Origin of the sequence: Aliikangiella maris (assembly GCF_040719265.1) — a bacterium.
GTDB classification, from domain to species: domain Bacteria; phylum Pseudomonadota; class Gammaproteobacteria; order Enterobacterales; family Kangiellaceae; genus Aliikangiella; species Aliikangiella maris.
In genome coordinates this window covers 71,478-83,891 of the sequence record NZ_JBFDAH010000018.1, presented here as the reverse complement: position 1 = coordinate 83,891, position 12,414 = coordinate 71,478, and the positions used below count along the sequence as shown (strand labels likewise).

The following is a 12,414-nucleotide window of genomic DNA, read 5'->3' as shown; positions in this document are numbered from 1 at the left end:
GGAACTCAATATGAAATTAATTAATTCAGTAGTTGCAACAGCAGTTAGTATGACGGTTTTCGCTGGTGTTGCTATGGCCAAAGTGCCCGCAGAAAAAGCCGCCGAACTGGGAAAAAATCTGACCCCGGTTGGTGCAGAAAAAGCTGCAAATGCTGCCGGTACAATTCCTGCCTGGACAGGTGGAATTACCACCGTGCCAAGTGGCTACAAACCTGGCGATTTCCATCCTGATCCATTTGCTGGAGATAAAGTTAAACTAACGATTACTGCGAGTAATTTTTCACAGTATCAGGAGCAATTAACGGAAGGACAAAAAGCATTATTCAAAGCCTACCCTGACACTTTTAAAATGAATATTTATCCCACTCACAGAAGTGCATCTTATCCACAGCATGTGTATGACGAAACAAAAAAGAATGCAACCAGAGCCGAATTAGTTGAAGGCGGAAATGGTATGAAAAATGCCGCGGTTGGTTTTCCGTTTCCCATTCCACAGAGCGGTTTGGAAGTCATTTGGAATCACATTGTCAGATATCGAGGCGAAGCTGTAGCGCGTTTTATCGGTCAAGTAACACCTTTGCGAGATGGTAGTTATACATTGGTTAAATTCCGTGAAGAACTTGACCAGCACTATGCGAAAAAGGGGACGAATCCACAAGATTTAGAAGAAAATAATATGCTGTTTTATTTTAAACAATGGGTAACTTCTCCGGCGCGACTTTCTGGTACCGCATTGCTAGTCCATGAAACATTAGATCAAATTAAGCAACCTCGCTTGGCATGGACATATAATACCGGCCAACGTCGGGTTCGAAGAGCACCCAGTGTTGCCTATGATGCACCGGGAACCGCCGCTGATGGTTTAAGAACCACAGATGATTTTGATATGTTCAATGGTGCGCCTGATCGATATGATTGGAAACTTCTAGGTAAGAAGGAAATTTATATTCCTTACAATAGCTATAAACTGCATTCAGGTAGTGTTACCTATGATGAAATTGTAAAAGCTGGTCATATCAATCCTGAATTAGTTCGATATGAACTACACCGAGTCTGGGTTGTCGAGGCAAATCTTAAACCTGATACCCGTCACCAGTATAAAAAACGGGTTTTCTATTTTGACGAAGATAGTTGGCAAATTGCAGCGACTGATACCTATGACAATCAGGATACTTTATGGCGAGTCGGTATGTCTCACGCGGTAAATTATTATGAAGTTCCTGCATTGTGGACTACGCTAGATGTTTATCATGACCTGAAATCAGGGCGCTATCTGGCATTAGGTTTAGATAACGAAGAAAAGGTTTTTGATTTTTCGGTTAGCTTATCTAAACAAGATTTTATGCCAGCAGCGTTACAAAGAGCAGGCAAAAAATAGTTTCGATTAATATTTAAACTAAAATAATAAAAAGACCGGTATGTTCTCCCGGTCTTTTTTTTATTTGCCGATCCTGATATGGTAGAAACACCGAGTAGATTCGCTAATTTTTCGTCTTATATAACTTTATCATTAAGTTATCGTAATCGAATTATTATTTATTTCTGATAGTCTTTGGATAATATATAGAGAGGATAGCGAATCGGGTACTTCAGAAAATGAAGACTGTCTGGACTATTTGTTTGGAGTATTAAGTATTGGTCAATAGGAATACCGAATTATGCTAGCACAATTAACCTGCCATCTCTTACGCGTATTTATAATGATTATTATAGGGGTTATAACCCTTGAGTCTTTTGCTGATCAAGCTCAAGATAAATCCAGCTTTGCGGCACCAAAAGCCAAAGAGCGGCTACTAATGGATATCAAGCAGCTTGCTAGTGGACGTCTAATTACTGTTGGAGAACGTGGACACATTCTTGTCTCTGATGATCAAGGTAATAGCTGGCAGCAAAAAACAGTTCACACTCAGGCACTATTAACTAAATTATTTTTTGTTAACGAAAAGCTGGGGTGGGCTGTTGGCCATCAACAAACTATTCTGGTTAGTCGAGATGGTGGCGAGAGTTGGCAGATTCAACACACTGCAAATGATGTGTCGCAACCAGCATTATTCGATGTGTGGTTTAGCGATGAGCAAAATGGTTTTGCTGTTGGGGCTTATGGACTTTATTTGGCAACAGAAGATGGTGGTCAAAGCTGGCAGCCAATTTATCAAGAACGTTTAGCTGATGACGAGATTGGGTTACCGCATTTTTATTCGATTAGTTATGATAAGCAAACTCGTCAATTGTTTATGGCAGGAGAGCTTGGCTTTCTGGCTAAATCGATTGATAAAGGACAAACTTGGGAAAAGCTAACAAGCCCTTATCATGGGTCATTTTTTAATATTGCCAGTCTTGAAAATGGACATTTAATGGTGATGGGATTACGAGGCCATTTGTTTCGTTCGACAGATTCAGGAGAAAATTGGCAGCCTATTGAAACTAATACAATATCGGGATTACAGGAATTGACGCAGCTCGATGACAAGCAAATTATCATTGTTGGTTCTGATGGCACACTGTTGATTAGCGATGATGTTGGCGAAAACTTTAAGCTAAGACAGCGTTCAGACCGAGTACATTTGGCCCATGCACTAAAAACCCTAGATGGAAAAATACTATTGGTCGGTGTTGAAGGAATTATGCCGCTTGAACAATAAAAAGACAAAATGTGGATAAGTATTATATGAACCGGATGAATCTGGACGATTTAATTAAAAAACTAATTTTTCAACAGCGCAAAATGATTTTAGGGTTGCTGGCTCTATTAACAATTGTGATGCTGTATTTTGCGGTTCAATTAAAAGTCGATGCCAGTTTTGAAAAAAATATTCCACTTGAGCATGAATACATGCAAACCTATATCAAGCATCAAGAACATTTTGGTGGAGCTAATCGTATTTTAATTGTATTGGAAGATCGTTCTGGCGATATCTTTAATACAACATTTTTTGATGCACTCGCAGAAACGACTAACCTGGTTGCCACCACGCCAAGTGTTTCAGAACCACTAATGAGCTCTTTATTTACCCCCAACACACGATTTGTTGAAGCTGTCGAAGATGGCATGGTCGGCGGTCCAGTGATCCCTGCCAGTTTTGATGGCAGTGAGCAGCAGTTAGCTTTGGTAAAAAACAATATTCTTAAAGCCGGGCTGGTTGGTCGATTGGTTGCCAATAATTTTGCATCGGCTATGGTTAGCGCACAACTGCTATCAATTAATCCTGATACAAAGGCAAAAACCGATTTGGTTGCAGTTGCTACTCACTTAGAACAAATTCGCGAGCAAATTGAAAAAAAATATGATGGCATTACGGTGCACATTATTGGCTTTGCAAAAATGATTGGCGATGTCAGCGAGGGAGCCAAACAGGTTGTGCTATTTTTTGGACTTGCATTGTTAATTACCGCAATAATGGTTTATTTGTATGCTAAGTCAATTATTTTAACTTTACTCCCCTTATTGTGTTCGGTCACTGCGGTTATCTGGCAACTTGGATTATTGACATGGCTTGGGTTTGGCATTGATCCGATGTCTATTCTCGTGCCATTTTTGGTATTTGCAATTGGCGTCAGTCATGGCGTGCAAATGATCAACGCTGTTGGTAAAAATGTTGCCTCGGGTGTCAGTGCTTATGATGCGGCATATGCAGCCTGTTGTCGTTTGTTTGTTCCTGGAATGATCGCTCTGTTGAGCGATACGATTGGTTTTTTAACTTTACTATTTATCAAAATCGATATTATAAAAGAACTTGCGATTACCGCTAGTTTGGGTGTTGCGGTAATTATTATTACAAATCTGATTTTATTGCCCATTTTATTGTCTTATGCGAAATTTCCAGCCAATTTTGCTAAGAAGGTTGAGCAAGCCAATCAAAAACAGGCAATTCTTTGGCGTTATTTTGCCGGATTTGCCGAAAAGCGAATGGCTTTGCGTACCATTTTAATTGCAGTGGTTATTGTGATTGTTGCTGGACTATTTGCGCGCGAAATGAAGGTGGGGGATTTGCAAGCAGGCGCTCCGGCGTTACGACATGACTCGATCTATAATCAGGATACTCGTTTTATAACTGAAAACTTTTCCATCGGGACTGATATGATTTCTATTATCACCGAAACAGTACCCGATGGTTGTACCCAATTTAATATTATGAATGCCATTGATCAATTTCAATGGCATTTGGAAAATCTACCGGGAGTTCAATCAGCCATAAGTCTACCAACAGTTTCAAAAATACTAAATGCTGGATTCTATGAGGGCGCATTGCAGTGGCGCATATTACCAACAGAGCAAGCAACGCTAGTACAGTCGATTCGTTACCTGGAAACCAGCAGTGGACTATTTAATACTGATTGTAGCGTGATTCCCATATTGATTTTTACCAAAGATCACAAAGCAGAAACGATCGAGCAAGTTGTCAGTGAAGCGAAACAGTATATTGCGAATAATCCTACCGAAAATGTAACTTTTAAATTGGCGACCGGACCTGTTGGGGTAATGGCTGCAACCAACGAGGCGGTTTCTGCGGCTCAATTACCGATGCTTGTCTGGGTTTATTTGGCGGTCATTTTACTGTGTCTTGTAAGCTTTCGTTCAATACGTTCGACTTTGTGCATAGTTATACCGCTTGCAATTGTTTCCATAATGGCACAAGGGTTAATGGCTCTGCTCGATATTGGATTAACTGTTGCGACACTACCGGTTGTTGCGTTGGGGGTTGGTATTGGCGTAGATTACGGTATTTATATTTTTTCTCGAATGCTGGTTTTCATTAGAGCGGGGGAAAGTATTGCAGAAGCTTTTTTAAAAACTCTCAATCTTACAGGAAATGCGGTTTTCTTTACTGGAATAACTTTAGCTATTGGTGTTAGTACCTGGCTAATGTCTGCACTAAAGTTTCAGGCTGATATGGGCATTTTATTAACCTTCATGTTTTTATTTAATATGCTAGGTGCAGTTATTTTATTACCAGCACTGGCTGCATTATTTTATCGACGTTAATCAAATTTTGCGGGGATATATAAAAAATTAATTCATCATTTTATGTATTAATACTTAAATAAATATCCAAAAAGCGGATAAAAAGTGGATCTAATTAGTGCTAAACGATTCGCTTTATCCTACAATTGCCATAATCCACAAACGACATCTAAATAAGCCCGATTGCGATAGCATTTTTGCAAAATGACAACCATATATATTTACTTGTTAATCGCCTTTTTCGTTATATTCGTTGACATTTTCGGGCCGTGTACTAATAACCTAATAATAAATGAGCATAGTAAAACCAAATCGTTCAAATTTGGTAAGGAATCGTTATGACTATCGAACAAAAAATGTACGAATCAATACTATTCAAAAATGTTATTCAGCTGATCAATAATAAATTTTCAAAAAAACAGGCTGAGCTGGTTGGTAAGTTTGCGCATTACTTTTGCGCAGGCATATCCAGCACCGACTTTGATTTTAAAAATGAGAATGAACTGTATGCATCGATAGTCAGCCTTTGGAACTATATGCAGTCATGTAAAGAAGAATCAAATGTCCGGGTTTATACACCTAGCCTGGAAAATAATGGCTGGCAATCACGTCATTCAATTATTGAATTAGTACATAAAGATATGCCATTTTTAGTGGACTCAGTTCGAATGGAGCTGAATCGAATGGGAATTAATATACATTTGCACATTCATATTCCACTCGACTTAAAGCGCGATAAAGACAGCAAAATTTCTTATATTTCCCGACCCGATCCCAATTCTCCATATACAAGCCTGACTCCCATGTACCTTGAAATTGATCGCCAATTGGATGAAGGCGAAATGGAAGTAATTAAACTTAATCTTGAAGAAGTGCTTTCAGATGTGAGAGTGACTGTTTCGGATTGGGAACCTATGAAGAAAAAGTTAGCAGAAGTGATTGAGCGGCTCAATGACTTGCCGGCTAAATTAGTTAACGAACGTAATAAAGAGTGTCGCGACTTTTTAGCTTGGATTAGCGGAAACCATTTTACCTTGCTGGGCTATGCGTATTACTCCTTAGAGCAAGTAAAGAAGGATTACCGTTTGGTTCCTGATGATGCGTCTTGTCTTGGATTAAAAACTAAAGATATTTGGAAACCTAAAGCCTACTCTTTAAATGATTTGCCCAGCGGCGCGCGTAACCTGATTTTAAACAGTGAAAACTTACTGGTACTAACTAAATTGAGTGCGGTGAGTCGGGTTCATCGTCCGGCACATATTGACTATATAGGTGTGAAACGAGTCAATGAAGAAGGCGAGATTATTGGAGAAGATCGTTTCATTGGTTTGTATACTTCAGCCGCATACAATTTAAATCCAATGAGTATTCCAGTATTAAGACAAAAAATTCAAACTGTACAAGAACGTTCTGGACTGACGCCACTAGAGCATGACCTTAAAGTACTTAGAAATATATTGGAAACATATCCACGTGATGAACTTTTTCAAACCCGAGTTGATGATTTATATGAGACCACCATTGGGATTTTACAAATTCAAGAACGTCCTATTATTCGACTATTTATCAGGCCGGATCCATATGGGCGTTTTTTCTCGTGTCTGGTGTATGTGCCGCGTGAAATTTATACCACCAAAATCCGCGTTAAAATCACCGAAATTTTAAAAAATTCACTGAATGCCATTTCAGAGCCCCAATTCACAACCAGCTTTTCGGAATCAATACTAGCTAGAATTCATTATATTGTTCCAGTAGAAAACGCTGAAGAAATCAAATACAACGTAAAAGAAATTGAAGAGAATCTGCATCAGGCTACACGTTCCTGGCAAGATAATTTGAAAGAATCGTTAATCAGTGAATTTGGTGAATCAGAAGGAAATCGATTAGTAAAGCGTTATTTAGAGCGTTTTCCGGTGGGTTATCAAGAACAATCAATCACTCAAACTGCGGTGCTTGATATCCAACATCTAGAGTCGTTAACTGACGAAAACCCTTTGAGTATGTTGTTGTATCGTTCGCAAGAAGATGCGCAAGATCGCATTCGATTTAAACTGTTTTATCGTAATGAGCCAAAGCCATTGTCTTATGTTATACCCATGCTGGAAAATATGGGGCTAAATATTATTGCAGAAAATCCTCATCGTATTCATCCTAACAATGGCACCGAACGTTGGATGAGTGATTTTACGATGCAACATCCAGATGGCACTATGCTCGACTTGGAAAAGCTTAAAGATAAATTTCAAACAGCGTTTAGTAAAATATGGTTGAATGATGCTGAAAATGATGGATTTAATCGATTAGTTTTAGCGGCACAGCTGGACTGGCGTGAAATCGCGATGCTACGCGCTTATGCGAAATATATGTGGCAAATCGGTTCGAGTTTTTCTCAAAACTATATTGAGGATACCTTAACCGCCTATCCTAAAATTTCTACTTTGCTGGTCAGTTATTTTTACCAAAAGTTTTCACCAGAGTTAAAACAAAGTTCAACTAAACTGGCCGGAATTCGTAAAAAGATTATTGAGGCGCTCGATAAAGTAGCCATTCTGGATCAGGATAGAATTTTAAATCGTTATTTGGAATTAATGGATGCGTCAATTCGTACAAACTTTTTCCAGAAAAATGCCGATGGCAACTATAAAACCTATATTTCAATTAAACTAAAACCTTCTGAAATATCAGACATGCCTCAACCGGCGCCCATGTTTGAAATCTTTGTTTATTCGCCTAAAGTAGAAGGCGTGCATTTGCGTGGTGGAAAAGTTGCGCGAGGAGGATTGCGTTGGTCTGACAGACGAGAAGATTTCCGTACTGAAATTTTAGGGCTGGTAAAAGCACAGCAAGTTAAAAATTCTGTTATCGTGCCTGTTGGAGCCAAAGGCGGCTTTGTTTGTAAGCGTAGCCTGGTTGGTTTATCTCGCGAGGAATTTATGGCGGAAGGAATTGCCTGCTATAAAATCTTTATTAGTGCATTATTAGATATCACTGACAATCTGGTGGATGGCCAATTAGTACCTCCGGTTGATGTAGTCAGACTGGATGAAGATGATCCATATCTGGTCGTTGCCGCCGACAAAGGAACTGCGACGTTTTCAGATATTGCCAATGGCATTTCTAATGAGTATAACTTCTGGCTGGGGGATGCATTTGCTTCTGGTGGTAGCGTTGGATATGACCATAAGAAAATGGGGATCACTGCCAAAGGTGCCTGGGAGTCGGTTAAACGTCACTTTATGGAGCTGGGTATAGACTGCCAGAAAACCAGTTTTACCGCAGTAGGTATTGGCGATATGGCCGGTGATGTTTTTGGGAATGGGATGCTATGCTCGCCAATGACTAAACTAGTGGCCGCATTTAATCACCTGCATATTTTTATTGATCCCGATCCTGATGTTGAAAAAAGTTATCAAGAACGCCAAAGGTTATTTGATTTGCCTCGTTCAAGCTGGACCGATTATAACAGCGATTTAATATCTAAAGGTGGGGGTATTTTTTCACGAGATGCAAAGTCGATTCCTTTAAGTCCTGAAATTAAATCGTTACTTGGTGTCGACAATGATTCTTTATCGCCTAATCAATTAATTAATGCCATATTAAAAGCCAAAGTTGATTTACTTTGGAATGGTGGTATTGGTACTTATGTTAAGGCGACTCGCGAAACTCACAGCGATGTAGGTGATCGTGCGAATGATTCTTTACGTGTTAATGGTAACCAACTTGGCTGCAAAATTATTGGCGAGGGTGGAAATTTAGGGGTTACCCAATTAGGGCGTATCGAATACATGCGTAGTGGCGGAAAAGCCAACACTGACTTTATTGATAATGCGGGTGGGGTAAACTGTTCTGACAATGAAGTTAATATTAAAATATTGCTTAATCAAATTGTCAGTGCCGGTGAAATGACTGAGAAACAGCGGATCAAAATTTTAGCTGCTATGACGGATGAAGTCGCTGAAATTGTATTGCGAGAAAATTTCTTGCAAGCTCAATCTATCAGCACGAGTGAAGAGCGTTCATCAAAAATGGTTAAAGAATTGATGCGCTTTATTCACTGGCTTGAAAAAGAAGGTAAGCTCAACCGTGAACTTGAGTTTTTACCGAATGATGAAGAATTGTTGGAACGACTGGCACAAGGTGAAGGTTTAACGCGAGCTGAAATTGCGGTACTAACTGCTTATGGCAAAATGGTACTTAAAGAAGATTTAAGAACACCTGAAATAGCAGAAGAAACTTATTATCATGATGTACTGATTAACTATTTTCCCAAACCTATTCGCAATAAGTATGCTGAACAAACCAAACAGCATCCACTTAAAGATGAAATTATTGCTATGAAATTAGCGAATGAAATGGTTGATTATCTGGGGAGTAATTTTGCTTTTCGTGTTATGGATGAAACCGGAGCCAATTCTTCCGATGTGGCTAATTGCTATACTATGGCAAAAGAAATATTTGAAATGCCATTAATGTGGAAGCAGATTGAATCTCTCGACCATTCAATTCCCGCCACGATCAAGCATGATATGATCTATCAGACTCAACGCATGATTCGTCGTTGTACACGTTGGTTTTTGCGCCATCGACCTAAAAATCTTGATATTAAAAGTGGCATTGAATACTTTAAAGATGGTGTTTGCGAACTACAAAAATCAATTCACAAAATTTTAGATAAGCAAGAAAATAAATCGATTCGTAAAGATATTGATAATTGGACACATCAAGGTGTTCCGGTATTGCTTGCTGAGCGAATTGGTTATTTAAGTACTTTATTCTCGGCACTGGATATTATTGAAATGTCAAAGTTAACTGGCCTGAATATTGCGATGGTTGCGGAGGTTTACTTTAAGCTAGGTGCTAAACTTGAATTGCACTGGTTCCTGGAACAAATTAATTTACAGCCGGTTGATAACCATTGGCAGGCATTTGCACGGGCGTCATTCCGCGAAGACTTAGATTGGCAACAACGCAGTTTAACGGTCGCTGTGCTACATATGTCAAAGCGGAATGCTTCTGCTGAAGAACGGATTATTAACTGGGTTATCAAAAATGCTGACTTGCTGTCTCGTTGGCAACAAATGTTGGCCGATTTCCGTTCGAGCAGTCGCCACGAGTTTGCTAAGTTCTCTGTGGCATTGAGGGAGTTGTTGATACTGGTGCAAAGCAGTGTCAGAGCGGCAGCAACTGCCAGAGAAAAAGATTTGGTGAGTCAAAGTAATATTAAAGATAAGCCTACCGTTAAAGCAAAGGTTACTGAAACAAAAACTGGCCAAGTACCCAAAGCTAGTATGAGTAAAAACGATGAAAAAAAGCGTAAGGTAAAAGAAAGTTAAGTAAACACAATTAACGCATCAGATAAGTAAAATCGATTTATTTTAGGTGCGTTAACTGATTAATTTTTCGAATTCGATTTATCATTATTTATTGTTAAATCTTCCATAAAAGACAGCAATTATTGCTGTCTTTTTATTTAGAAAGAATAATTTTTTTAAAGATCTTATTTTAAGTCTAGCGTTGAATTTTCTCTAAAATCCACAGCTCAATTTATGTTGGTTTGTTTGAAATGTGTCGTGGTAGGTACAAAGAACTTGGTGTATTTTAATGATTTGGTTTTGCTCAATCCGGTGTCACTTCGGCTTGCTTTTCTGCTTCTTTTGTTGCGGCAATTAATGTTTTGGATGGATTTTCTGCTGGCGTCTCTGGCGGTGCTTGTTGTTCTTCATCTTGCCAAACTAAAACATCATAATAGCGACGAATATTGGTCACATATTTAACCGGTTCTTCACCCCTGGCATAACCATATTTGGTTTTTTTGTACCAGCGTTTCTTTTGTAATAAAGGTAAACGCTCTTTAACATCAGACCATTTATCAGGATTTGCGCCCTGCATTTCTGTAATCACTCGGGCATCTTCAACATGACCCCAGCCGACATTATATCCTGCCAGAGCAAACCAGGTTCGATCGGGATCTTGAATACTATCGGGGACGCGATCGAGAATTTTACGTAAATATTGTGCACCACCGTTGATACTTTGTTTTGGATCCAGTCGATTTTTGATACCTAGTTGTCGAGCCGTTACTTGAGTCAACATCATCATTCCGCGCACACCAGTAGGCGACTTTGCTCTGGGATACCAATGGGATTCCTGGTAACTGACTGCTGCGAGTAAACGCCAGTCGAGATCATCCTTAGCTGAATCAACGAATAAATCTTTATATTGATGCAATTTTTCCTGAGTTGCCTGATGAAATCTGCGAGCACCGACATAATCAAACTTTTGTACATGTCCATAGTATTTTTCAACTAGTGAAGCTAACTGGCCCTCGATTTTTTGTTGACCAAAAAATTCAATGGTTTTTGAAAACAGTGAATAATCATTTGTCTTAGGTAGAGCCCAGGCAAGACTTTGTGGCTTACCAACAGTAAAAGCCACCGCCAGTTCAGGGTGAAAGCGACGATTCAAGTCCAGTTCTGTCGAATCAACGATGGTGTAGTCGATAGTTTCATCGAGTACCATCATTAACAGCTCTTCGTTAGTGAGTTCGGTGGTTTCTGACCAATGAAGCTCTGGATTATCTGTTTTTAATTTGAGTAACTCTTGAGAATAAGAGGAGTGGGCAATTACACGCAGTTCGCCATCGAGTTGGGAAATGTTACGAGGCCAGCGTTTGCCTTGTTTAAACACCAGTTTCGAGGTAATTTGCTGATAAGCTGGTGCAAAACGTAATTGATTTTCACGCTCAGGTGTAATGGTTAATCCTGCAGCGGCAACATCTGCCTTGCCACTGGCGAGCAGCTCGATAATTTCTTTGATGTTATCGTTAACAATGATTTCCAGCTCAACACCGAGTGAATCTGCGAAGCGGGAAACAAGTTCGTATTCGATACCTGTTGGTCCATTTCCACTTTCATAATAGGTTGTTGGGCTATTACGTGTCACGACAACCAATTTGCCTTTCTGTTGTATTCTTTCAAGATGTGAAAGCTGATTATCGGCACAGGCACTTAACAGACTCACAGTTAACAATAATCCGATCAACTTCAATCGGTGTACATACCGATTTGCAGTGAAGTGAAAAGATTGTTGCCAACGTTGAATCATGAATTTTTAGCCTTGCATAATTGCTCAAAAGTTATTCATTAGTGTCAGTGTCGATATTAATAAAATAACCGCAGTAAAATTGCATTCGTTTTAAAAATCATAAAGTTAGTTGGAATTGGTAGATGCTATTTGAGAGAGTTGGTGGTTAATTACTAACGGTAAATTCGTTATCCATCAATATCCAGACAATTGATTGATTTTAAAACACTTTAAACGATTATCGTTGTTTAATCTGCGTTTAGCAAGTTCCAAAAAACGGCAAATTTGTAAAAAAAATATGTCTGCAAATTGATGAGTGTGAGAAAAGTTAGTGATTTCGCGGCCTGTAGCTCGGTTAGCTAAGGCAG

5 protein-coding genes are annotated in these 12,414 nt (G+C 39.2%); 4 read left to right on the top strand and 1 reads right to left on the bottom strand.

All coding sequences use genetic code 11. The annotated features are described in order from the left end of the window. The first annotated feature begins 10 nt into the window (after positions 1-10). The 4 genes from ABVT42_RS15510 to ABVT42_RS15495 all read left to right on the top strand — a co-directional run bounded on the left by ABVT42_RS15510 (position 11) and on the right by ABVT42_RS15495 (position 10,296). Positions 11-1,378 (top strand): DUF1329 domain-containing protein, encoded by a 1,368-nt coding sequence (locus tag ABVT42_RS15510; protein ID WP_353896568.1) that lies wholly within the window; start codon positions 11-13, stop codon positions 1,376-1,378. A 280-nt stretch (positions 1,379-1,658) separates the two neighbouring features. After that, a complete protein-coding gene (locus ABVT42_RS15505) occupies positions 1,659-2,642 on the top strand; it encodes a WD40/YVTN/BNR-like repeat-containing protein (RefSeq protein WP_353896567.1) in 984 nt (327 codons plus the stop codon). A gap of 26 nt (positions 2,643-2,668) precedes the next feature. Continuing rightward, positions 2,669-4,984 carry an efflux RND transporter permease subunit gene (locus tag ABVT42_RS15500; RefSeq protein WP_353896566.1) on the top strand — a complete coding sequence of 772 codons (2,316 nt, stop codon included), beginning with the start codon at positions 2,669-2,671 and terminating at the stop codon, positions 4,982-4,984. Positions 4,985-5,301: 317 nt separating this feature from the next. Then, on the top strand, positions 5,302-10,296 hold the full coding sequence (locus ABVT42_RS15495) for an NAD-glutamate dehydrogenase (protein ID WP_353896565.1): 4,995 nt from the start codon (positions 5,302-5,304) through the stop codon (positions 10,294-10,296). Between the two features lie 283 nt (positions 10,297-10,579). Here ABVT42_RS15495 and mltF read toward each other — a convergent pair whose 3' ends face one another. Beyond that, complete coding sequence (mltF, locus tag ABVT42_RS15490; protein WP_353896564.1) at positions 10,580-12,067, bottom strand: membrane-bound lytic murein transglycosylase MltF; 1,488 nt, start codon at positions 12,065-12,067, stop codon at positions 10,580-10,582. Between the last annotated feature and the right edge of the window lie 347 nt (positions 12,068-12,414).